We start from the raw sequence: 23,048 nt of genomic DNA, 5'->3' as shown, positions 1-23,048 counted from the left end.
GTATAGTTTTATATTCAAGGGATGAATATGAAATTATCAGCTATTGGGTTTTTCGCAGTCGCATCTTTCGCGCTCACACACGCAGGAATCAAGGGGACCGTCATCGACGAATCTGGCGCACCGATCAAGGACGCCACCGTTACCGTTAGGGCTCTCCCGAACCTGCTATCAAGCGCGCGTACTCTCTCGGACGAAAAAGGCGCTTTCGACTTCGACAAAGCCAAGCTGAGCACCGCCGGCAAAAAAGCATTGAAAAAAAGAGGCCAAAGCCTCATCGTGCGCAAGACGGGATTCCTCCCCGAAACGCTCAGCGTCGTCCCCAACAAGAATTACGGCAACATCACCCTCAAGCGCGACCCGATTGAAAACCGCATCGATAGCATCATGGCTAAAATGACGCTCGACGACATGATTGCCCAAATGACACAAGCCAAAGCACCGGCCGTAAAATGCGGCAACAGCATCTGCGGTTCTGCTCTTGAAGGCGGCGGCGCTTACACGGCAGACTTTTACGCGAACGCCTGGAAACAAAAAATTCCGGTCACCTACGGCAAGGACAACGTCCACGGCGTCGCTGACGTGAATAACGCAACAATCTTCCCGCATAACATCGGGCTCGGCGCCACGCGAGATTCCGCACTCGTTCGTAAAATCGGACAGGCCGTCGCCGAAGAAATGTGGGCCGCGCACATCGACTTGAACTTCGCCCCCGCCATCACTGTTCCGCAAGACGAACGCTGGGGCCGCGTGTACGAAGGTTTTGGCGAAACTACAGAACTCGCCGTAGACCTCGGTGCGGCATTTGTACGAGGCCAGCAAGGCGACAACAATGATGCCGAATGGCGCGTCATCACCACGCTCAAGCACTTCATTGGCGACGGTGCCACAGATAACGGTTACGACCGCGGGAACGCCATCATGACAGACAAAATCCTTCGTCAAAAGTATTTACCGCCTTACGAAGCGGGCGTTGAACAAGGCGCACTCAGCGTCATGGCAAGTTTCAACCAGGTAAACGGCATCCACCAGCACGTAGACTCCGCAAAAATTACGGGCATTCTCAAAACCGAACTTGCATTTGACGGCTACGTCATCGCCGACTGGGAAGGCATCGAAAGCTCGACAACGCCAGGCGCCGCAGGCGACTACTCGCCCGGACTCGTCACCGGGATTTCTTCGAAGGACGCCATCAAGAACGCCATCAACGCAGGCCTCGACATGGCAATGGTTCCGCAATCAGCAGAAGCATTTGTCCGCAGCATGAAGGAGCTCGTTGCATCGGGTGCGATTAGCGAAGAACGCGTCAAGGACGCTTGCCGCAGAATCTTACGTGCAAAAATCCGCGCGGGCAGGATTGACAATCCAAGCGGCCCAGCCGCTTACGTTGGCGTCACAAAGAACATCGGCAGTACCGCTCACCGCCAACTCGCCCGCGAAGCCGTGCAGAAGAGTCTCGTCATTCTCAAGAATAAGAAGGTTCTCCCGCTCAAGACTACAGACAAGATTTTTGTGACCGGAACACATGCCAACAATTCCGGCTTACAGTGCGGAGCTTGGACACAAGGCTGGCAAGGCACCATGGAAAACGTCCCCGGCGCAACATCAATCCAAGCAGGCTTCGACGAAGTTGCCAATGGCGCACGCGTCGCCACCGCCGAAGAAGCAAAGACCATCATTTATGTTATCGGCGAAGTTCCGTACGCCGAGTGGTTCGGCGACTACCGCGGTGACGATTTCAACAACAAAATCATCACCAAGAAAGCCAGAACCGACATGTCGTTCAACAGCACCGACAGCGACATCGCACAAATTAAAGAATGGCAAAAAGCAGGCCACAAAGTCGCCGTCGTACTCATCACCGGTCGCCCGCTCCCCATCACCTCGCTCATCAACGCCGCCGACGCATTCGTCGTCGCATGGCTCCCCGGCAGCGAAGGCGCAGGTGTTGCAGACGTGCTCTTTGGCAAAGTCAAGCCCACGGGCAAACTCCCCCACACTTGGCCCAAAGACGCCAAGCAAATCCCGATCAACGTTGGCGATGGGAAAAAGGGACTCTACCCATACGGATTTGGGTTGAGGTACTAAAAAGAAAAAGAGAACTCCAATTGGGGTTCTCCTTTTTTTGAAAAAGAACAAAACCGCTAATTTCATCACTCAGCTCCATTCTCAAACAATTGCAATTTCAAGCCTAGCATTTTCAACACTTGAAGCGTTTTTCCCAAGTGTATGGACTCTTTGCCGTTTTCCAATTCAGAAAGAAAACGGACTCCGACCCCACAAAATGCAGCGCACTCAGCCTGAGTAAACCCAAGACTTTTCCGGCGAGCCCTAATCTGCGATGATATATCTTTGAGCGATTGAATTTCCATACTCTAAACATAATATTCCCGAACGGGAAAATCAACGTTCCACTATACAGAAATTTCTAAAATATTCCCGAACGGGAATATTCCCTTTGCGATAGAAAGCCTTTAATCAATGCACTATCTGGGTAAATGTCGGAGTTAGAACTTCACCATCCGTCGGAACTGTCGCCGTGTACCGGAACACGCCTGCGTTGTCAACCGCGATAGAAACCGTCCAGGATGAGTTCTTGGGAACATCGTTCAGTGCAACCCGGCTTGTCGCAACCCAGCCAACAGTAACGGAATTCGCCTCAATAGCGACAGAAGCGTCGGCACCATTCCCCCTTATATCACCACTTCCATAACAAAAGTTAGTGGTTACAGAGGAGTCCGCCGATACCCTTGTGCCAGGGCTGATGTACCCAATGACAGCCCAGGAGCCTAGCATATGCCTCTCGCCTATGTAGGAGTTTTGCAGTTTAATGTAGGTCTTGGCCGCAGGGCTAAGCTCGGAAGCCTTCGACTTGGCAATCATGCCGAACAGCTTTGGAACGGCAACAGTACTGAGGATGCTTATGATTACAATCACAACCATCAACTCGACAAGAGTGAATCCTTGCTTTTTCATCGCGCTCCCCAGCAACGATTTGCTATGCATAAAATGTCCTTGAAATCTGACTCAATAAAAATAATTAATTGACGGCAAAAAAGGGCGGACACAAAAACATTTTACCTAATAACGTGAGATGCCGCAACATTATTTTCGGACGGGATTGTTAAAAATCCATCTGAATTATTTTTCCGTTTTTTAACTCAGAATCTAACAAATCGTAATTGTAAGCAGAACTTTCCGTGCAAAGGCCTGTTGCTGGATTTTGCAATAGTTCAAAAGTTTTTGAATTGTAGATGAGACTTAGCGCAGCCTATAGCGATAGATTGCGATCTTCCATCAACCATTTGGCCATGTCGCTGACAATTCCCTCAACGAGAAATTCCTGTTGTGGGGTCATGCATGAAATCCGCGATCAAAAATCATTGAATGAGTCCACCGTTTCTTTGACAGATTGCGGTCAAATCATCAACGGTATCGTCAAAAGAGAGCAAATGTTCTGCCTCATAATGCTTTTCTAGAAAATCCATTCCTTTAAAAAGTCTCAGATAATTAAAAGCTTGTTTGGGTGAAAGCTCTTTCGCCTTAGCAAATTCACTAATAGCAGCGACCGTCCACGCTATTTGTTTTTCCATATTGAGAAATATATAAAATGGGAAAAAATGGTCAATAATAGCCGGAACCTACGTGAAGTTGGCGGATGCGTATGCTGCGGAAAAGGAAGAAATCGGCAACTTCGCCGCAATTGGTTATGTTCCTCCTGGAAAGAAGGGTGATGCCGGTTGGGTGACAAATACATTCACTTATACAGAAGTGCTCACAGCAAGTACTAGCGAAGTTTGGACTGCAACATCCAATGGTAAGATGAATGATTGCGCATCAGGTCAAAGCTGGACTGTCACAACCACTAAAACAGGTGCAGAAAACACAGCTACATCGGGAACCCTTACACATGTTGCAGCAACCCCTGACGGAGCTACTGGTGCTTGCGGCACTCTGACTCCTAGCTTTACTGCAATTGGCAATAATTCCGGCACGTAATTCCATAACGAACGAACTTAAAAAGAGAGCTCCAACCGGGGTTCTCTTTTTTTGTATAGTTAATCATTCATTAAGCTTCAGTCACTTCGTATTCTGGGTGCGCATCAAAAAATTGATTTACTGTAACGATTGGAATCTTCTTGAATTCCCTTAATACTAGTAAATCTGAATCACCACTTACCAAATAGTAAGCGCTTGCCGCAATAGCACATTCCAAAAACATATTGTCCTTGGGATCCCTGCATATGTCGACCGTTTCACTTTTTTCGATAATGGTCATCACCTTTGCAATTTGGCTTTTCCATTTTGCGGCGATGTCAGGGCGCTTTTTTGCAATTTTGTCTATGATACGGCAATATTCCGCCATCATGTCTATTGTTGCATACGGCTTTATATCCTGTCGAAAAACGAGCGATAAAAACTTTCGCGGTGATCCATTCCAAAAAATACCTGAAATGAGAACATTCGTGTCGATAACAACATTCATCGATTATCCTTGATGAATGTGCTCAACATTTCAGGCGTCGTTGCAAGATCCTTTGCTATTTTGTCAGTTTCTTCAATAAGAGACTTGAATTCGGACATACTAGGCTTGAGAACCGGCTTGAGCAAGATGTTCGAGCCATCGCAAACGACAATCAACTTATCCCCGATATCTAGATTCAATTGATTTCGAATGTTTCTAGGAATGACAACTTGTCCCTTTGTTGAGAGACTTGTGATTTCCAAGGTTTCCATAGAGCCTCCGTAAGACTTTCTTACTTTTAATATAAAAAAAAGATTCGTTTAAGTCAATAATCGTCTGTTAAAAAGGCCCTTTTTTCGCGAAAAAACAGGGAAAAATCATTAGATACTACGTGAAGTTGCAGGATGCATATGTGTCTGAAGCTAATAAGGTCGGTTCTTGGAAGCTTATCGGCTATGTTGCTCCGGGTTCCACGAGCGCATCTACAGCCGGTCAAACCACTAACTTTGACTATACCGCAGGTGAAACTTTGGCACTCACTGCAGCTGCAGTAGATATTGCCGAATTCAATGCGATTACATGGCAAGCTAAGAATAGAGTCGCTTTAAACGATTGCGCTGTCGCAAATGACAACGTGTGGACGGTTACAACCGCAGCAGCAACAAACGGCAATAGCGTGACTTATACCGCTGCAGTTGCTGCTAATTGTTCTCAACTTACCCCGTCTTTCGATAAGATCGGTAAGTAATTAGCAAACCGCTAAAAGCTTTTAGGCCTTCCCCCACGGGAAGGTCTTTTTTTTAGTCGCTTTATTCGACAGAACGCTCATTTTCCTAGTCGCTATCCCGACAAAATTCAATAAAAGGGCTCAAAATTGGACTGTTCCCCCCCCTCCTAGAAAATAATTTCAGAAATGCTACGTAAAAGAATAAAAACAACCTTGCAAAGTGGATTTGTTTTTGCTATTATTGCTAGTAAAGGTTGTTGAAACTATACTTTGCATTTTCTAATCGCTCCCTATTATTTGAGCAAAACTATGCAAGTAGACGTGCTTAATAGCCGACAATGAACAAAGCAATAGGAGGTTCTTATGTTTTATGGATTTGGCGCTTTTTATGATAATGGAACCGTAAACAACACGGAATCCTTTATTCATCAAGGGCTAGCTTATATTGGCTGGAATAAGCAGCAATCACCTAGTTATCATCAAATGCTATCGACAATTTCTGTTGGTAGTATAGTCTTTATCAAGAGCTTTTCTCCCAGAGCTGGTCTTTACATCAAGGCTATTGGCATTGTGAAATCTGATAAGCTTGTTGAAAACGATCTTGGTACAGCTCGCGAAGTAAAATGGCTTTTCGCCGCCAAAAATGCTTCAGAATGGTTGTGGTTCGGACGTTTAGATGATAAAATGGACTGCGTACGAGGATGCGCTCTTTACATAGAGTTCCATGAACAAGTTCAAAAAGCTATTTTGGATAAAATAGCGCGTTTCGACCGTAAATAACCCATCAGTACTTTCCCAAATGAGCAAGAGCCGATAATATAGCCATCGACTCTTGTTTAAAGCGTTCCGTTTCTAGTTTCCCCCCAATTTTTTTTTGGGGGGGGGGAGAACAATATGTTCAGGCGGAATTTTCTTCGCGCTCAATTGTTCAGAAAAAGAGCATTCAACTTAAAAAAAGAGGTTTTATGACACATTATTATGGTTATAGAATAAATACTTCACAAAGAGAATTCTTCAAAAAAGAATTGTTGGAACATAAACATCTTCGTCAAGGTTGGGGGTATGACCCAGGGCAAGATTTAAGAAATATGACTGTAAATGAAGGAGCATCTCGTAATAGGAGTATGTTTAAGGTTAAACAGGGGGACATTCTTCTTGTCCCCAGCCTTTGTTCTCCAGATACTGTTGCGGTTGTCCGTGCTACGCAAGATTTTGCAACTGGCTATCGGTTTGAAATAGATCCGACCTTGAAAGATTTTGGTCACATATTTCCTGCTGAATATGTTACGGAGTTTCGCCGCCACAATTCACTTGTCGGCAAGCTTAAGGCATCACTTCGTACACCCATGCGATTTTGGGGCCTTGATGATTTTGCGGAAATCATTGAACAGTTGATTGCTGCACCAAGGGCGTCCTTGCTAGAGGTCAAGGACTATATCAATCGGTATGAGGAAGTAGAAGAGTCTGTTTTTGACGCTTTTGCAGAGACTTTCAAAAGAATCCTTTATGATAAAATGTATTCTCAGTTTTCAGAATCGGAATGGGAATTTGTTTTAGTCCATGGCTTACGGAGATTGTACCCCCATTATAAGGTTGAACGAGTGGGAGGCAAAATAGAAAAGGAACATGGAGCGGACATCATTATTAAAATTCCGTCGCCGCTCACTTACGATGAATCCTATTATATCATAGCGATACAGGTTAAAGATTATAACAATGTTGTTGGTTATGGACCGATTGATCAGGTTTCAAAGGCTGATTCCTTTGATGAATGGAATAATGGTCAGAATATGTTGCTTGAAAAGTGGGTCGTTCTTACAGGCTGCAAAAAGCAGCTGAATTCCAACTTTGAGCGATATGCGGCAAGTAAAAATGTCAAAATAATTTGGGGTGATGATTTAAAGGAACTGCTTTATGTCATAGCCATGAAATCTACGGTTTGAGAGCATACTGCTTTAATCAGATGATTTACTTGTAAGGTTGATGTCTGAGTCTTTTTCATAAGAAAGTATGTCGTAACACTAATTCGACTAACGCCATTAAATATCTGAATTCAAGTTATTCTCTTCGTTGTCTACAAAAAAAGAGAACCCCGGTTGGAGTTCTCTTTTTAAGCTTTAATTGTAATGGAATTACGAATTAGCCATTGCCACCGGTTGTGGTGGAGGTAGAAGCCTTGGTACCGATGTTCTTGAAGTTCGGAGTCAAAGCTTCGCAGTTGGGCTGATCAGAATAAGTGTTTTCATAAGTCACGCCAGTTGTTGCACCGGTAACAGCAATTCTCCATTCCGAGTCTTTTTTACAATCGTTCAAGGCGACTTGAGCAACGGCTAACCATGCTTTTGCCTGTGCGGTTGCACCCGTTTCTTTAAGAGCGACTGCACCAGTCATTGCTCCAGAATACTTATACACGGTGGATTCGAATGTTCCATCCGAGTTCTTTGTACCCGGAGCTGTATAGCCGATAAGAGCCCATGTACCAAGCTGGTTGGATTCTGCGGCATAAGCATCCTGCAACTTCACGTAGGTTCCGGCTGCCGGACCGACTTCAGAGGCCTTGGACTTAGCAATCATACCGAACAGTTTCGGAACTGCGACGGCGGCGAGGATGCCCATGATAACGATCACGACCATCAATTCAATAAGGGTAAAACCTTGCTTCTTCATAGTGTATCTCCTTGTTTTTAGTTACACATTCTTTTTGAGCGTTATTGCTCGTTTACATTCAGTAATATATCCACTTTTTTTCCGAAAAGCAATACTTTTGTCAAACTTTTGTCACGTTTTTGTCATGGCTTAGTTTGTTTGATTCAAAAAGTGCCGTTTTTCGCAAAAATTCGCAAATATTAACCAAACTTTCCGATGAACTATATATAGATAATTTTTTACGAAAAAGAGATTTTCATCTGTTTTTTATATTCCAATTTGGAATATAAGTCCAAGAAATGTGATGGTTGTCACATGGTTTTTAGGCCCATTTGTTTAAGAATCTTTACTTTTAAAGACTTTTTCATGCAAAACAGGAAGTCCACTTCCATTTTAGCACGGCTATACATATAAAAAAGGCCTCCCGAAGGAGGCTTTCAAGACTTTACTAGATCCTTCGCTGCGCTCAGGATGACGTAATAGTCGGTGTCAGAATGACGATTACGCCATGAAGTAATAAACGTTATTACTTCACGATGGAGTTTGCGACGACGACGCGGTTGCCACCGGCCTGCATAGCCATCTGGAGGGAGGCTTCTGCGGTGTAGATGAGCGAACCGGCATCGTTTGCGTGGGTCGGCATCACGGCAACGCCCATGCTGAGCGTGGTTGCGAGGATTCCTTCGCCGTAGGCAATCTGGAGCTGCGAGATTTCGTTGCGGATGCGTTCGGCACGGTTCCTGGTAATCTGGAGGTCAGCGCCCGGCATAATCACGCAGAACACGTCATCGGAATAGCGGCACGGGATATCTTCGCCACGGATGTAGCTCGGCAAGCGCTGTCCAAGTTCCCAGAAGAGCTGTTCCACAGCGTGGCGGCCTTGAGCGTTCTGCACTGCAGGGATGGCGTCTGGGTAAAGCATCACGATGCCAATGGGCGACTTGTGGCGCACGGCAGCAGTGATTTCGCGGCTGAGCGATTCTTCCATATAACGTTTGTTAAAAAGACCGGTCAGCACGTCACGGATGCTGTGCTGTTCAAAGCGCATGCTGAGGTCCTGGTTCGCCACGTAAAGTCCAAACGCGGTAGCGACAATGCTCACCTTGGCCTGCCAGTATTCCTTGGTTTCGGTTTCCGGGAGCTTATCGACCTGGAGTGTCAGAATGCCGAAGTGTTCTTCGAGGCCTTCGATCGGGGCGCAAATGGCAATGCCCTTCGGGCGGTGGTGCAAGTGCGTACAACCGCTAGAGACTTCAGGAGAGCTATAGTCAGTCACGACGATGTCGCCGGTATTGAAGCTTGCGCATTCGGCTGGGAGCACGGTTTCGTCACTGATGACGTTCGGACCAAAGCGGAAAATCTGAGAGAGTTCGGTCTGCACGCCACCGTACATATAAAGTACGCCAGAAGCTTCGGGGAAAAGTTCCGGCAAGAGCTTTTGCATGGCGTCGATGACTTCGGTGAACGGACGGTTGCGCAGAATTCCGAGCTTAAAGCCGTTCCAGGCTTCGAGCGGGAACCCGACCTTGAGGGCGGCGGCATCGAGCTTCTTGATGGAGGCGGGCACGGGCTGCTGTTTGAGGGCTTCGGCGGCGGGGATTGCACCCGGCGGGAGCGGGTTCTTCTTTTCTTCTTGGAGGCGGACCGACACGAACTGTGTGTCCTTGGGCTGCGGCTTGTTCAGCACCTCGTTAAAATCGTTTTCGATGGCTTCAATCTGCCTGCTGCAGACGGTATAAAAAACGAAGCCGAGCACTGCGCCCCAAGCTCCGACAAATATGAACTTGGCCCCGACGGACATAGTCTCTTCGGGGACGACATATGCAGCAATAACGCCCATCAAAAAGGCGACCAACCAAAAGATATATTTAACGATATTCATACCATAAATAATATTAAAATATTACAGGGCATGGCTGTAAAGAATTTTTAAAACAGCCCCTTAAAAGCGAAGTTCCTCTACGATACTCATTGATACAAAAAGGATGGAACTATTAATGTGCGATATAAAACTTAGCCCTTTTGCAAAAACTCTTCGCGAACGAATTCATAGATGTAATCAGCACTTCGAGCCCGCAATCCCGTACTAGGATCATTTAAAGAATCAAAAATCTTTGACTTATAAACAAAATTGAAAGCAGTTTCCATATCCAAAGAAAACTCATTCATCAAAGATTGAACATTTTTTTCAACAATCCTCGAAACCAATGATTCGCTTTGAGCCGCAGTCATTACTTAACCCTCCGCAAAAGAGAAACAGCCTTTTCTGTTAAAAAGCAATATTGACTATTCAAGTCTTTATACTCAAGTTCCTTAGCCAACTCTTCTAACGTACGTAGGCCGTCTTCATACATATTCAGCAAATAAGCGACTCCATCATCAGCAATCGGACCTACAACAATATCATAGTTATGAGTAAACTTAGCAGAACTACTTCTATTTTTATAAATAAATTCAGCCCATTCAACACACACTTTTTCAAATCGTAATAATCTCAATTGATTTGATTGAAATCATCCAATTGTGCCCCCATTATTTTTGCAAACAACAACCAAGTCATTCAATGCATCTTCTACAGGAAGAAGGTGTTCCGAAGAATAGCATTCATCGAGAAAACGAACGCCTTTGAAATCACATAAATAACTTGCTGCAGTCTGAAGCGACAATCGAAAACGCTTCGCAAAAAGCCGGATGCACATATTCACATATGGGATTTTGTATTTGTCAGCCATATCCTGAATATAGATTATCACTCGTAAAAAGACAACCCTTCCCCATTCTATTCTATATTTACCAACATGACAATCCTTGAGAAAATCGCACTTGCACTCCCCGCAGTAGAATCCCCCGCTCGTTACATGGGCGGCGAAGCGAACAGCGTCATCAAAGACCACAGCAAAATGCTTGCACGCATGGCGTTTGTGTTCCCGGACACTTACGAAATCGGCATGAGCAACAACGGGCTCAGAATTTTGTACCATGTGCTGAACCGCGAACCGGATTTGCTTTGCGAAGTGGCTTTTGCGCCGTGGGACGACATGGCCGCCGAGATGAAGAAGTACGATATTCCGCTTTATACGCACGCAAGCTATACGGCGGTCAAGGATTACGAAGTCGTGGGGCTTACGCTCCAGACTGAACTCAACTTTACAAACGTGCCGTACGTGCTTGAACTTGCAGGGATTCCGGCATGGCAAAAAGACCGTGCCGAAAGCGACCCGATTGTCGTTTCGGGTGGACCCTCGATGGGGAACCCCGAGCCAGTCGCGGATTTCTTTGACGCGTTCATGATTGGCGATGGCGAAAAACTTGTTGTTGATTTTGTACGTTGTGTGGGAGAAGGCCGCAAGGCAGGTCTCAAGCGCGCCCAGATTCTAGAAAATTTGTCTAAACTCGATGGCGTTTACGTTCCGAGCTTGATGAAAGTTGTCAAGAACGAATACGGCGTGATTGTGCCAGCGGAACCTGCAAAAGGCTCTTACGAAAAGACAAACGGTGTACGCCGTCAGTTTATCCCAAAACTCGACCCGAAAGACTACCCCATCAAGAACTTGATTGCAAACATGCAACTTGTTCACAACCGCTTTAGCGTGGAAGTGATGCGTGGTTGCGCGCAGGGTTGTAGGTTCTGCCAGGCAGGCATTTGGTACAGACCGTGCCGCGAGCTCAATCCGGACGATGTTTTGGACATTGCAAAAGCGGGCATTCAAGCAACTGGCGAACGCGAACTTGGTCTTTTGTCGCTTTCTACCGCTGACTACAAACCGGTCGAAGCGCTCACGGACTCCATTATTGACGACCCGTTTTACGATAACGTAGACGTAAGCCTCCCGAGTATCCGCGTCAACAGTTTTGGACAAAGTCTCGCTGAAAAAGTAGCAGCGCTCAAAGGCGGTCGCAGTGCCACGTTCGCACCGGAAACAGGTTCCGAGCGCATCCGCAAGATGATCAACAAGACCATCAGCGACCAGGACATGTACGACGCCGCTGAACACGCATTTTCTAGCGGGTTCAACAAGATTAAGCTTTACACGATGATTGGCTTCCCGACCGAGAACCTCGATGACATGCAGGCGTTCTGCGAACTCATCTTCAATCTCGTGAAAATCGGACGCAAGTACAACCGCGGCATTCAAATTGCAGTGAGCATCGGCATTCTCATCCCGAAGTCGTTTACGGGCCTGCAATGGGCTCCGTTTATGGACAAAGAAACAGCTCTCGGACACATCCGCTACGTGCGCGAAAAATTTTTCAAGCACCCGAACGTGAAAATCAACTGGGCGGCCTGGGAAACAAGTTTCTTGGAAGCAGTCTACAGCCGTGGCGACCGCAGCCTCGGTCCAGTCATTTACGCCGCCTACAAGAAGGGCATTATCTTCGAAAGCGACAGCTACCGTTTTGACTTTGACAAGTGGCTCCAAGTTTGGGAAGAATGCGGCTACGACACAAACTGGGTCTACCGCGAACGCGATAAGGACGAAGTCTTCCCGTGGGACTTTATTCACGCGGGCACGACAAAGCAATACTTGCGCCGCGAATGGGAAAAGGCTTTCGATCCAAATTCCGCACCTGTGCCAAACTGCAAATGGGGTGATTGCCAAGCTTGCGGCATCCCGGGATTCGGCAAAGAAATTGTCCTCGCCGACGACCCTGTGCGCCACAAGGCGCCGAGCCGTACCCCTGAAGAAATCAAGAAGCTCGTGGCAGAACGCCGTCCGAGCCAGAAGGTGAGCTACAGCTACAAGATTACGTTCAAGAAGTCCGGCATCAGCCGATTCCTGCCGCACCACAACATGCTCAGTTTCTTCGAACGCACGTTCATTTGCGCAGGCATCCCGATCAAGTTCAGCGAGGGATTCAGCCCGAAGCCCCGCATTGTGAACATGGGGGCCTTGCCGCTTGGACTTGAAACTTACTGCGAAGTCATCAGCGTTGATTTATTGCAAAAGCTCGACCTCTCCGCCGAAGGCAAACCCGCCATTATCGCAAAGCTCAGCGCTCCGTTTCCGCGCGGTATGGAAATCGTGGACATCGAGCCTTTGAAGGAAAAGCTCTCGAAGCATTTCCCGAAAGCGATGGTCTACCGCCACACGCCCGAAAGCATCCCCGCCGACCTTATGCAAAAGTTCGAACAAAAGCAATTGCCTATTGTCACGAACCACCGCGGTCAGCAGATGGACTTGAACGAGCAGATTTTGGGTATTGATATTCAGAACGGCACGATGGTCGTGCGCGTCAAGTGCAACAACCAGGGGACAACCCCTAGTCCGTTTGTCATTTTTGCAGGGCTGCTTGGCATTGAGATTGACCCGGCCAAGCTCGATGAAGTCTCCCGCCGCTTCCTCGTCGCGAAGATTGCAATTGAGTGGTAATCAACACTGTCATTCCCGACTTGATCGGGAATCCCCCTCTTGTCTATGAAAAGGAGGTGCCCGCTCGGAGGCGGGCATGACAAGTCCTACTCAGCAGGCAGGATTATTTCAATGTGATTGGTACTGACGTTGAGGAAGTGCGTACGGAACAGGTCCTTCTCATTCCTGTCGCAAACGCGCACCTGCGTCACCGCAATAAAGTCCTTGTTTTCACGGATATAGTCCGTGAGGCGTTCGTCACGCAACGTGTCGATTTCGCCCGTAATGACAAAATTATCTGTCCACATTTTTACTAGCATACCACTAATATATAAATGTTAGTCCAAGTAAGAAGATAAAAACGTTATTTTTTCGCCCACAAAGCCTTTTTAACGTATATTATTCCATATATAACGAAAAAGAGGTTTATTATGGCACCGAAAAAAGTACGCACGATTCCAGGGCAGATGGCATACCACAACGCCGAATTCATGGAAAGCGATGCCGCACGCCCCATTCGATTCCTTTCTGAATTTTTCCAGCCTGCACAAGTTTTTGCACAAGAAGAGATCAAGAATTCTATCGTGTTCTTTGGTTCAGCACGTACACTCCCGCCCGACGAAATCAAAAAACGCCGCAAGGGATGCAAGGATAAAAAGGAACTAGCAAGGCTTGACCGACTCTCCAAAGTCGCTGATTCTTACAATGCCGCTCGTGAACTCGCTGCCAAGCTCGGCAAGTGGATCAACAAACGCCACCACGGCTACGCCATCATGACGGGCGGTGGTCCGGGCATTATGGAAGCCGGCAACCGCGGTGCATCTGACGTGGGTACGCCTTCTGTCGGCTTGAACATCAAGCTGCCTTTCGAACAACACTGCAACCCGTACATCGATGACGAACTGAACTTGCAGTTCCGTTATTTCTTTGTCCGTAAGTACTGGTTCTTGCGCATGGCTCGTGCGCTCGTGATTTTCCCAGGCGGATTCGGCACGCTCGACGAAGCCTTCGAAATGCTCACGCTTATCCAGACCGATAAGTACGCGCAGCAGATGCCGGTCGTGATTTTCGATTCGAACTTCTGGAAGAAGGCCCTGAACTGGGAATTCTTTGCCGAAACAGGTATGATCAACCCGGAAGACCTCAAGCTCTTCAAGTTCTGCGACACGGTCGACGAGGCTTACGACTTCATCACCTCCAGGCTCGAAGAACAGAGCGAAGAATCGGTCACGTTCGCACGATCCCACGCCGAAGACCAAGAGAAAAAGAAATAGAATACCAACCCCGATACAAAGGCCGGGGTGACATTGCGACACTGTCATGCCCGCCGCTGAGCGGGCATCTTTTTTGCACATTCCTTTGCATTTTGTTAAATTTTTGCCATGTTCTGGAACAATCTGGCAGAAATGATGGACAGGGTTGCGCGCAATTTGGCGCTCCGTCCGAACTACACCATGGAAGAATACCAGCGGTGGTTCGACCACAATCCTGACTTTAAGCACAACGGCAATGCAGAACGCATCGAGCTTATCGAGCCGCTTTCGCTCGTAGGCACAAACCAGCTATACCGCGCAAAGCTCTGGATTAAACACCCGCGCGACGAAAAGCACTACGACGAAAAAGAAATCGTCGTGAAGATATGCAAGTACTGGGCACCCCCAGGCAAGAACCGCCTGCACCGTTTGAACATGCTCCTGAGCGCATTCCAAGACGAAATCCGCATCAACAACCTCGTCCGTGCCACAAACATCGAAGGCGTGGTACAGTCTTTTGGCGGAGGCATCGCTGGCCGCCACCCCTACCTCAAGCTGGAGTTCATCAAGGGTTGTGCACTCGACAGAGTCATCAAGCCCAAGCTCACTGACGAAGAACTTTTGCAGCGCGTGGCACAAATAGCCTACCTTGCAAACACTATCAGCCAGCTCCATTACTACCAAATTGTGCATAAGGACATCAAGCCCAAGAACTTGCTCCTTTGCCAGAATCCGGCGCATAAGAACAACCACAAGATTTTGATTTGCGACTTTGGTTACGCACAGGCCAAGATGCGCGAATCCGTTACCGAAGGCGGCGGAGTCTTTTCGCCTAGCTACAGCGCACCGGAACTCGCCCAGTCTAGCGAAAACATCACATACGCAGTGGACTACTTTAGTTTCGGCGCCGTGATGCACGAATACCTGACCGGCGTAAAGCTCTACCCCAAGGCGAAGGAAATCTACACCGAAGAGGGTCGCCTGATTACCAAGCGTTACATGGAATACATCGAGAGCGGCCGCGAAAACGTGTTCAACGACGACCGGTTCCCGGAAATTCACGAATGGATTGACGCCCTCACCACATTCGATGTGAACGAGCGCATGCAAAAGAGCCCGAACCTTTTTGCCCTCGCCCACAAGCTCCGCGAAGAGGTAAACGCCCAGGGATTCCGGGACGTAAATACCGATTTTCTGTGGAACCAGCTGAACGAATACGGAAAGCGCTCCTTTTAGCACGTCTTTAGCCTACATTTAACCCCCTAGCCCAATTACATATTACTAATGATTTGTTTATATTCATTAGTATGAAGAAAATATTGAGCATAATTCTAAAACCGTTCCGGTTTTTCAAATTCCACCATTACGTGACGCTTTTAGCGCTTGCGCTCCTCGGGGTTTTCAACTTCCAGACGACCTTCAATCCGACGATACAAAAAATCCGTCAAGAGAAGGACATTCACGAATCCTTCGACAAGTGGTGGGAAGAGGAACGCGCCCAGGAATTCCGAAACGTGGGCCTCACGCCTAACGACACCATCAAAAAACAGGAATTCGAACTTTACAGGGAGCGCTACCAGGTCGAAAATCCGACACCAGTCATTGAAGACCGCATCGAGGAAATGAAGGGAGAATTCCTCGAATGGTGGGAAAACCAGGGCGGAAAGGAACAGTATGCCGCGGAGCACGGCAGCTACCCCACCGACAAGCAGTACGAGGCGGAGCTCAAAAAATGGATTTACAAATATACGGATAAGTTCATCCGTTACCGTTGGGCATACCAGCCCAGCCGTGGCAACACCGAGAGTTGGCTCACTTGCAGCCTGCTCTTGCCGAGCCTCTGGTCCTATATTTTCTTCGTTGTATTTTTCATGTTCGCACTTATGCAACTCGAAAAGCGCTGGCACGCATTCTTCGTTTATGTGTACGCCGTTGTCATTGCAATTATCAGCGGGTTCTTTGTGGACTTGCTCGTGGACACATCGTTCTTTTGGCAATTTGCGACGGAGCAGTACATGGGCGTAAGCCTGATGCTCTGCTTCTTGTTTGGTGCCAATACGTTTGACAAGGAGAAAGACGCCATCCCGTCTTACGTGAGCAAGATTTCGCAATTCGCGCTTGCCGGGAGCATGGCGATTGACTGGTTTTTGAATCCGGGAATTTTCAATGCGGTTGCGGTAGAATCGCCGATTTTCTTTGCTCTAGGCGGGCTCGCCGGTTATTACATGCCACACCGCGCCGATGGAAGCGCTAAGCAAAAGGTTGTTGTCGAACAAAGGTTCGAAGAAACAGTCACCCCTGGCGAACGCACTCGCAAAATGATTGAAGACGGGCTGCAGGCAGCAAAGAATGGAGAAAACGAGAACGCGGCTAGATTACTGCGTTACGGGCTGACATCGCTGTTGCAAGAAGAACCGGTCAAGTTCATGGAAGTCAAGGACACCGTGAACAAAGTCGTAACAAGCTATGTTGAAATTCCGAGCACGCAATGGATTGAATGGGGTGCAGCGGCAAAGCAAAAGAAAATTCCGGAAGCGGCAATTACGCTACTCGAAAAGGGTCTTGCCAAGGAAACCGATGCAACAATCATACGCCGTGCCCACTTTGACATTGGCGAGCTCCGCATCCAGACAAAGTCCGATGTGAATGCGGCTATGGAGCACTTGAGCAAGGTCATCAAGGAAAACGACAGCGATACGCTTGCCGAGCAAGCCAAAAAACTCATGGAAACCGGCAAGGACATTCTTGTGCAAATGGCTTACGCCGCACCGAAACAATTCAAGGTTTCTAATTAGGATATAAACGACAAAAGGCGGGCTAAAGCCCGCCTGTCTCATATTTAAGAACGCTTGTAGTCGTCCTGCACGCGGATGATGTCGTCTTCGCCGGTGTATTCGCCGACCTGGACCTCAACAATCACGAGCGGGAGCTTGCCTTCGTTCTGCAAGCGGTGAATCGTTCCGGACGGAATGTAGGTCGATTCATTCGGACGCACGTAGAACACCTTGTCGCCCACGGTCACCGTAGCAGTACCGCTTACAACGACCCAGTGTTCCGAACGGTGCAAATGCTTCTGCAATGAGAGGCGTTCGCCCGGGCGAACCACGATGCGCTTCATCTTGTAGCGGTCGCTAGATTCGAGCACGGAGTACGTCCCCCACGGGCGGTTGACCGTCTGCGGGACCTTCGGCAAATCGGAGCCACGAGCCTTGAGCTCGTCGACAACCTTCTTGACCTTCTGGCTGCTAGCAAGAGGAGCAACCAAGAGAGCATCCGGCGTATCGACAATGAGCATATTGTCCAAATCAATCGTGCAAATCTGGCGCTGGCCACCGAGCACGAGAGAGTTCTTGGAACCAATAGCCAAGTGCTTTGCGTTTATGTTATTGCCATTTTCGTCGTGGTCGAATTCACCATAGAGGGAATCGAAAGCACCGAGGTCAGACCAACCGATATCGCTCGGCACGACCTTTACCTTGGCAGACTTTTCCATCACGGCGTAGTCAATCGAATTCGAAGGAATGTTCATCATGTCTTCGTAATCGACACGGACGAGAGCATCCTTGTTTTCTTTCTTGGCGTTTGCAAAAGCAATCTTTGCGGCGTTCAAGATATCCGGAGAGTACGTCGAAAGTTCATCGAGGAACGTCGAAGCCTTGAAGCAGAAAATACCGCTGTTCCAGAAGAATCTTCCGGAAGCGACATACTTCTTGGCGGTTTCCAGGTCCGGCTTTTCGACAAAGCGCTTGACATCTTCGCCATTAGCTTCGATGTAACCGTAACCGGTTTCCGGACCGGTCGGCGTGATGCCGAACGTGACCATGAAACCTTTCTTTGCAAATTCTTCAGCCTTGCGCAAGCATTCTTCGTAAGCTTCAGCCTTACGGATCACGTGGTCCGACGGAGATACGAGAACGACATCTTCCGGATCAAGGCCAAGGCAAGCGAGAGCGATTGCCGGAGCCGTGTTGCGACCCACCGGTTCCAAAAGGAAGCGGACATCATTGGCGCCCACTTCTTCGAGCTGGTCCTTGGCCAAGAAGTACTGATCAGCATTGCTTACAATGTATTGGGCACTGCAAATGCGAGAATTTGTCTTTACCGTACGCTGGAACAGGGACGCACCGTCAAAAAGACGAGCGAACTGCTTCGGCATGAGAGAGCGGCTAATCGGCCAAAGGCGCGTTCCGCTACCACCGCACAAAATCAAGTTAATCATTAGTTACCCGTTGCATTTGTGGCGTTATTAGCAGCGCTGTTCGCCGTATTCGTAGAAGTTGAAGTGGTAGAAGATGTCGAAGAAGCACGCTTCTGGGACGGAGTCTTCCAACCCGTATTATTAATTTCCTGGACGTTCTGAACGATATTCGTACCAAGATAAATAGCGCTCATGGTCGGGGTAATCAAGCTAAGAAGGCGGTTCCACGTTGCAATGCCAGAAGCATCGACGTAGACGATATCGCGCGGATTCAGTTCAAAGCGGTCGGCCATTGCAAGCGCCATGGCGTTCTTGGCATCGAGCTGATAGATATCGATCTTTTCCTTAGACGTATTTCTAATAACATAGATGTCGCTCGGAGCAGCGTTCATAGCGTTGACGCCACCGGCTGCAGCGAGAGCTTCGGCCAAGGAGATGTAGTTATCCATACGGACAATGCCCGTTCTGTTCACTTCACCAAGGACGTAGACCTTTCTATCCCTTTCCATTTCTTCTTTCAGCGGGACAAAGAGCTGGTCTCCCGGCTTAACGAGGATGCGGTCTATAGGAATGTTTTCCTTGAACGCACGGACGTAATCAATGTTATAGACCTTATCGCCACGGCGGAGCTGGACGAAAGAAGGATCAGCCTTTTCATCGAAGCCACCCACGTAGGCAATCACGTCGGGGATGGTCATCGGGTTTTCATCAAAATGCACATAGCCCGGACGATTCACGGCACCCGAAACAAAAGCCTTACGGCTGTGGTAACCCGTCACACGGACATCCACCTGCGGGTCGTTAAGAATCTTGTCCGAAAGACGCTTGGTAATTTCTTTACGGAGTTCCTGGGCGGTAAGACCTGCAACCTGAAGTTCACCCGCATACGGGTAGAAAAGCTTGCCATCGGTCGTCACCTTCTGGCCTGCCGGCTGATACTGGCCCATCGGGGAAGTGAGTTCCGGGTGTTCCCAGACAACCACCTGCACCATATCCAGAGGTCCAATCCTGTATTCCAAGTCCGGAAGGGAATCGACCATCAAATCAGTCAGGTTGCCTTCGGACGGATTCGGAGCGACTTCCACAGGTTCACCCATGTCGCCCTTTTCAATGGAATGCAACTTGAAAGTAATTCCATTGTAGGTCGTGGAATCTGTGGGGATATCCATTCGCATCTGCGGAGCTGCAAAGCAACCGCTCAAGATAGCGCCGGCAACTCCACAAAGAGCAATACCAATTTTATTCATACGTTTCCTTTTTAGATTTATTTTGCGGCTTCACTTTGCCTAATCTTTTCTACCCAATACGGAGTCAGCTTGGAAATAAAATTCCAGGCCAACACATAAGCATTTTCGGGCCTCTTGTACGGGTCAGGGATATCGACCTGGTGGGATTCACCATAGCGGAACACCTTACCATCGAGCCACGGATACTTATGCAAAAGTTCCCTTTTATGGCCGTTTTCCATCACTAAAATCAAGTCAGCCCATTTAAGAATGTCCAAATTGATCTGGCGAGCCCTATGAGCACTCATGTCAATGTCATGTTGCAAGGCAATTTTCTGGGCAATTTTATCGGCAGGGTTATCCACCAATGCACCGAGACCGGCGCTCATCACATGGAAGTCCGGTCCGAGTTCCTTTTTCAAAAGATACTCCCCTGTAGGGCTACGGCAAATGTTCCCAGTACAAACGACAAGAATATTCTTCATGATATGTAAATAATAGAAAAATAAGTTTACATTCTAAAGGTCAAAAGCGAAACCAAGGTCCTTGAGGCACGGGTTCTTGGTATCCTTTTCGGAGAGGAGCGGTTCAAAACCGTCGCCCACCGGCCACTTGATGCCAATTTCCGGATCGTTCCACATGAGGCCACCTTCGTCGCCCGGTGCGTAGAAACGAGTGCACTTGTAAACAAAAGATGCCGTTTCAGAAAGGACCACGAAGCCGTGAGCAAAACCTTCGGGAATGTAGAACTGTTTCTTGTTTTCGGCGGAGAGCGTGACGCCCACCCACTTGCCAAAAGTCTTGCTGTTCTTGCGGAGGTCCACTGCCACGTCAAAAACTTCGCCTTCAATCACGCGGACGAGCTTGCCCTGCGGATTCTGCTTCTGGAAATGGAGACCGCGAAGAACGCCTTTTTTGCTGCGGGACTCGTTGTCTTGAACAAAGTCTACATCGATGCCGCCTTCGGCAAAGTCGCGACGGCTGTAGGTTTCCATAAAATAACCGCGGGCATCACCGAACACCGTCGGTTCAATAATCTTAACGCCTTCGATTTCTGTATCTATAAAGTTAAACTTTCCCATTATAAATCTCCTATAGATCCTTCGCTTCGCTCAGGATGACGTAGGCTATCTGTTTCCGTACATTTTTTCGTAATACTTTTCGTAGTCGCCGCTCGTGATATTGTCGAGCCATTCCTGGTTGTCCAAGTACCAGCGCACGGTCTTTTCAATGCCTTCTTCGAACTGCAACGACGGTTCCCAGCCGAGTTCCTTCTGGAGCTTGGTGGAGTCAATTGCGTAGCGAGCATCGTGACCGAGGCGGTCCGTCACATACGTGATGAGGTTCAGGTCTTCGCCTTCGGCGCGGCCGAGAAGCTTATCGACGGTCTTGATGACGACCTTGATGATGTCGATGTTCTTCCATTCGTTGAAGCCGCCGATATTGTAAGTTTCGGCAATCTTTCCGTTGTGGAAAATCACGTCAATCGCACGGGCGTGGTCTTCGACAAAGAGCCAGTCGCGGACGTTTTCACCCTTGCCATAAACCGGGAGCGGTTTCTTGTGGCGGATGTTGTTGATGAAAAGCGGGATAAGCTTTTCGGGGAACTGGTACGGGCCGTAGTTGTTGGAGCAGTTCGTGACAATCGTCGGCATGCCGTAGGTGTCGTGGAACGCACGCACAAAGTGGTCGGAGCCAGCCTTCGATGCGGAATACGGGCTGTGCGGAGTGTACTTCGTCGTTTCGTAAAAGAAGTCGTCACCGTAGGCCAAATGGTGTTCCGAACTGGACGCCGTAGTCGTGAACGGAGGCGTGATGCCTTCCGGGTGGTTCATCTTGAGGGCGCCGTAAACTTCGTCGGTCGAAATGTGGTAGAAACGCTTGCCTTCGTACTTTTCCGGGAGGCTTTCCCAATAGAGCTTTGCCGCCTGGAGGAGGCTCAAAGTACCCATGACGTTCGTGCGGGCGAATGTGAACGGGTCCTTGATGGAACGGTCCACATGGCTTTCCGCCGCGAGATGGATGATGCCGTCGACATGCTCATCTTGCATGAGCTTGTAGAAAGCATCAAAGTCGCAAATGTCCATCTTCACGAACTTGTAGTTCGGCTTACCCTCGACATCCTTCAAGTTTGCGAGGTTGCCCGCATACGTGAGCTTGTCGAGGTTGATGATATTGTATTCAGGATACTTGTTGACAAACAGGCGAACAACATGGCTACCAATAAAGCCAGCGCCGCCCGTGATTACGATTGTTCTTTTTGCGTTATTCATAATTTCTTTAGTAATGGATCTTGCCTTCGGCGACCTTCTTGAGGTGCTGGCCGTAAGGAGACTTGCCGTACTTGGCGGCAGATTCCAAGAGTTTTTCCTTGCTAATCCAGCCGTTCTTGTATGCAATTTCTTCGATGGCAGAAATCTGGATGCCCTGGCGGTTTTCGACCATTTTCACGAACTCACCGGCTTCGATAAGGCTATCCATCGTGCCGGTGTCGAGCCAAGCAAAACCGCGGCCGAGGAGTTTCACGTCAAGTTCGCCCTTGTCGAGGTACGTCTTGTTGAGGTCGGTAATTTCAAGTTCACCACGAGCGCTCGGCTTTTGCACCTTGGCAAATCCGGCCACGCGATTGTCATAGAAGTAAAGCCCCGTAATGGCGTAATTGCTCTTCGGTTCCTTCGGTTTTTCTTCAACAGAAATCACCTTGCCGTTATCGTCGAATTCCACAACGCCAAAACGTTCCGGGTCTTCGACGTAATAACCGAACACACTTGCACGGCCATTTTCTTCGGCGTTCTTGACAGCAGCCTTCAAAAGTTGACTGAAACCGTTTCCGTAGAAGATGTTATCGCCGAGAACCATCGCGCAGCAATCGTTACCGATAAATTCTTCGCCCAAAATGAAAGCCTGGGCAAGTCCATCCGGACTCGGCTGCACTTTGTAGCTCAAGTTGAGGCCCATGGCAGAGCCGTCACCGAGCAAGCGTTCAAAGTTCGGCAAATCCGTCGGCGTCGAGATGATGAGAATGTCACGAATGCCCGCCAACATCAAGGTCGAAAGCGGGTAATAAATCATGGGCTTGTCATAGACCGGCAAAAGTTGCTTCGATGTGACCATCGTGAGCGGATACAGACGAGTGCCGGAGCCTCCAGCAAGTACGATTCCTTTCATAACAAATCTCCTTACAT

General features: G+C 48.4%; 26 protein-coding genes. 9 read left to right on the top strand and 17 right to left on the bottom strand.

Going from position 1 to position 23,048, the window contains the following annotated elements; genetic code table 11:
- Window positions 1–27 precede the first annotated feature (27 nt).
- Window positions 28–2,085 carry a glycoside hydrolase family 3 N-terminal domain-containing protein gene (locus tag B7982_RS12895; protein WP_088661102.1) on the top strand — a complete coding sequence of 686 codons (2,058 nt, stop codon included), beginning with the start codon at window positions 28–30 and terminating at the stop codon, window positions 2,083–2,085.
- A 65-nt stretch (window positions 2,086–2,150) separates the two neighbouring features.
- Here the strand turns inward: B7982_RS12895 and B7982_RS15250 are convergent, their stop codons facing one another.
- The 3 genes from B7982_RS15250 to B7982_RS12875 all read right to left on the bottom strand — a co-directional run bounded on the left by B7982_RS15250 (window position 2,151) and on the right by B7982_RS12875 (window position 3,590).
- Window positions 2,151–2,369: a helix-turn-helix transcriptional regulator gene (locus tag B7982_RS15250; protein ID WP_088661101.1), complete on the bottom strand. Its 219-nt coding sequence runs from the start codon at window positions 2,367–2,369 to the stop codon at window positions 2,151–2,153.
- Between the two features lie 106 nt (window positions 2,370–2,475).
- Window positions 2,476–2,793, bottom strand: a complete 318-nt coding sequence (locus B7982_RS15095) for a hypothetical protein (RefSeq protein WP_233138562.1) — start codon at window positions 2,791–2,793, stop codon at window positions 2,476–2,478.
- Between the two features lie 584 nt (window positions 2,794–3,377).
- Window positions 3,378–3,590, bottom strand: coding sequence for a DUF3791 domain-containing protein (locus B7982_RS12875; RefSeq protein WP_088661099.1), 213 nt, complete (start codon window positions 3,588–3,590; stop codon window positions 3,378–3,380).
- A gap of 52 nt (window positions 3,591–3,642) precedes the next feature.
- Here B7982_RS12875 and B7982_RS12870 point away from each other — a divergent pair, with 52 nt between their 5' ends.
- Window positions 3,643–3,996 (top strand): hypothetical protein, encoded by a 354-nt coding sequence (locus tag B7982_RS12870; RefSeq protein ID WP_088661098.1) that lies wholly within the window; start codon window positions 3,643–3,645, stop codon window positions 3,994–3,996.
- 70 nt (window positions 3,997–4,066) lie between these two features.
- Here B7982_RS12870 and B7982_RS12865 read toward each other — a convergent pair whose 3' ends face one another.
- On the bottom strand, window positions 4,067–4,483 hold the full coding sequence (locus B7982_RS12865; protein ID WP_088661097.1) for a putative toxin-antitoxin system toxin component, PIN family: 417 nt from the start codon (window positions 4,481–4,483) through the stop codon (window positions 4,067–4,069).
- Window positions 4,480–4,734, bottom strand: a complete 255-nt coding sequence (locus tag B7982_RS12860) for an AbrB/MazE/SpoVT family DNA-binding domain-containing protein (protein WP_088661096.1) — start codon at window positions 4,732–4,734, stop codon at window positions 4,480–4,482. Before B7982_RS12860 ends, B7982_RS12865 begins: the two co-directional genes overlap by 4 nt.
- Window positions 4,735–4,874: 140 nt before the next feature.
- Here B7982_RS12860 and B7982_RS12855 point away from each other — a divergent pair, with 140 nt between their 5' ends.
- The 3 genes from B7982_RS12855 (at window position 4,875) to B7982_RS12845 (ending at window position 7,132) form a co-directional block, all read left to right on the top strand.
- Window positions 4,875–5,210 (top strand): hypothetical protein, encoded by a 336-nt coding sequence (locus B7982_RS12855; protein WP_144065969.1) that lies wholly within the window; start codon window positions 4,875–4,877, stop codon window positions 5,208–5,210.
- A 342-nt stretch (window positions 5,211–5,552) separates the two neighbouring features.
- Window positions 5,553–5,969: a hypothetical protein gene (locus B7982_RS12850; protein ID WP_088661094.1), complete on the top strand. Its 417-nt coding sequence runs from the start codon at window positions 5,553–5,555 to the stop codon at window positions 5,967–5,969.
- Between the two features lie 185 nt (window positions 5,970–6,154).
- A complete protein-coding gene (locus B7982_RS12845) occupies window positions 6,155–7,132 on the top strand; it encodes a hypothetical protein (protein ID WP_088661093.1) in 978 nt (325 codons plus the stop codon).
- A gap of 196 nt (window positions 7,133–7,328) precedes the next feature.
- Here B7982_RS12845 and B7982_RS12840 read toward each other — a convergent pair whose 3' ends face one another.
- The 5 genes from B7982_RS12840 to B7982_RS15245 form a co-directional block, all read right to left on the bottom strand.
- A complete protein-coding gene (locus B7982_RS12840; protein WP_088661092.1) occupies window positions 7,329–7,856 on the bottom strand; it encodes a type IV pilin protein in 528 nt (175 codons plus the stop codon).
- 505 nt (window positions 7,857–8,361) lie between these two features.
- Window positions 8,362–9,717 (bottom strand): GGDEF domain-containing protein, encoded by a 1,356-nt coding sequence (locus B7982_RS12835; RefSeq protein ID WP_088661091.1) that lies wholly within the window; start codon window positions 9,715–9,717, stop codon window positions 8,362–8,364.
- A 131-nt stretch (window positions 9,718–9,848) separates the two neighbouring features.
- Window positions 9,849–10,067 carry a hypothetical protein gene (locus tag B7982_RS12830; protein ID WP_085491073.1) on the bottom strand — a complete coding sequence of 73 codons (219 nt, stop codon included), beginning with the start codon at window positions 10,065–10,067 and terminating at the stop codon, window positions 9,849–9,851.
- Window positions 10,067–10,333, bottom strand: a complete 267-nt coding sequence (locus B7982_RS12825; RefSeq protein ID WP_088661090.1) for a DUF3990 domain-containing protein — start codon at window positions 10,331–10,333, stop codon at window positions 10,067–10,069. Before B7982_RS12825 ends, B7982_RS12830 begins: the two co-directional genes overlap by 1 nt.
- A 15-nt stretch (window positions 10,334–10,348) precedes the next feature.
- Window positions 10,349–10,534 carry a DUF3791 domain-containing protein gene (locus tag B7982_RS15245; protein ID WP_369833103.1) on the bottom strand — a complete coding sequence of 62 codons (186 nt, stop codon included), beginning with the start codon at window positions 10,532–10,534 and terminating at the stop codon, window positions 10,349–10,351.
- Between the two features lie 99 nt (window positions 10,535–10,633).
- Here B7982_RS15245 and B7982_RS12815 point away from each other — a divergent pair, with 99 nt between their 5' ends.
- Window positions 10,634–13,207, top strand: a complete 2,574-nt coding sequence (locus B7982_RS12815) for a TIGR03960 family B12-binding radical SAM protein (protein WP_088661088.1) — start codon at window positions 10,634–10,636, stop codon at window positions 13,205–13,207.
- An 86-nt stretch (window positions 13,208–13,293) separates the two neighbouring features.
- On the opposite strand, the gene B7982_RS12810 is transcribed toward B7982_RS12815, so the two are convergent.
- A complete protein-coding gene (locus B7982_RS12810) occupies window positions 13,294–13,506 on the bottom strand; it encodes a hypothetical protein (protein ID WP_139255944.1) in 213 nt (70 codons plus the stop codon).
- Window positions 13,507–13,617: 111 nt separating this feature from the next.
- Between B7982_RS12810 and B7982_RS12805 the strand changes: the two genes are divergently transcribed.
- From B7982_RS12805 to B7982_RS12795, 3 genes are all read left to right on the top strand, one after another.
- A complete protein-coding gene (locus B7982_RS12805) occupies window positions 13,618–14,460 on the top strand; it encodes a TIGR00730 family Rossman fold protein (protein WP_088661087.1) in 843 nt (280 codons plus the stop codon).
- A 108-nt stretch (window positions 14,461–14,568) separates the two neighbouring features.
- Window positions 14,569–15,675 (top strand): protein kinase, encoded by a 1,107-nt coding sequence (locus tag B7982_RS12800; protein WP_088661086.1) that lies wholly within the window; start codon window positions 14,569–14,571, stop codon window positions 15,673–15,675.
- A 71-nt stretch (window positions 15,676–15,746) separates the two neighbouring features.
- Window positions 15,747–17,234, top strand: coding sequence for a hypothetical protein (locus B7982_RS12795; protein WP_088661085.1), 1,488 nt, complete (start codon window positions 15,747–15,749; stop codon window positions 17,232–17,234).
- A 44-nt stretch (window positions 17,235–17,278) separates the two neighbouring features.
- On the opposite strand, the gene B7982_RS12790 is transcribed toward B7982_RS12795, so the two are convergent.
- From B7982_RS12790 to rfbA, 6 genes are read right to left on the bottom strand one after another with little or no spacing between them, the layout of a single operon-like run.
- Window positions 17,279–18,658: a mannose-1-phosphate guanylyltransferase/mannose-6-phosphate isomerase gene (locus B7982_RS12790; protein ID WP_088661084.1), complete on the bottom strand. Its 1,380-nt coding sequence runs from the start codon at window positions 18,656–18,658 to the stop codon at window positions 17,279–17,281.
- A complete protein-coding gene (locus tag B7982_RS12785; RefSeq protein ID WP_088661083.1) occupies window positions 18,658–19,884 on the bottom strand; it encodes a polysaccharide biosynthesis/export family protein in 1,227 nt (408 codons plus the stop codon). Before B7982_RS12785 ends, B7982_RS12790 begins: the two co-directional genes overlap by 1 nt.
- A 17-nt stretch (window positions 19,885–19,901) precedes the next feature.
- Window positions 19,902–20,348 carry a low molecular weight protein-tyrosine-phosphatase gene (locus tag B7982_RS12780; RefSeq protein WP_088661082.1) on the bottom strand — a complete coding sequence of 149 codons (447 nt, stop codon included), beginning with the start codon at window positions 20,346–20,348 and terminating at the stop codon, window positions 19,902–19,904.
- A 33-nt stretch (window positions 20,349–20,381) separates the two neighbouring features.
- Window positions 20,382–20,945, bottom strand: a complete 564-nt coding sequence (rfbC, locus tag B7982_RS12775) for a dTDP-4-dehydrorhamnose 3,5-epimerase (RefSeq protein ID WP_088661081.1) — start codon at window positions 20,943–20,945, stop codon at window positions 20,382–20,384.
- 45 nt (window positions 20,946–20,990) lie between these two features.
- Window positions 20,991–22,136 (bottom strand): dTDP-glucose 4,6-dehydratase, encoded by a 1,146-nt coding sequence (locus B7982_RS12770; protein WP_088661080.1) that lies wholly within the window; start codon window positions 22,134–22,136, stop codon window positions 20,991–20,993.
- A gap of 7 nt (window positions 22,137–22,143) precedes the next feature.
- Window positions 22,144–23,031 carry a glucose-1-phosphate thymidylyltransferase RfbA gene (gene rfbA / locus B7982_RS12765; RefSeq protein ID WP_014545539.1) on the bottom strand — a complete coding sequence of 296 codons (888 nt, stop codon included), beginning with the start codon at window positions 23,029–23,031 and terminating at the stop codon, window positions 22,144–22,146.
- Between the last annotated feature and the right edge of the window lie 17 nt (window positions 23,032–23,048).

Source organism: Fibrobacter sp. UWB2, from assembly GCF_002210425.1.
In the GTDB taxonomy this organism is placed as follows: Bacteria; Fibrobacterota; Fibrobacteria; order Fibrobacterales; family Fibrobacteraceae; genus Fibrobacter; species Fibrobacter elongatus.
This window is presented reverse-complemented; position numbering and strand designations above follow the sequence as displayed.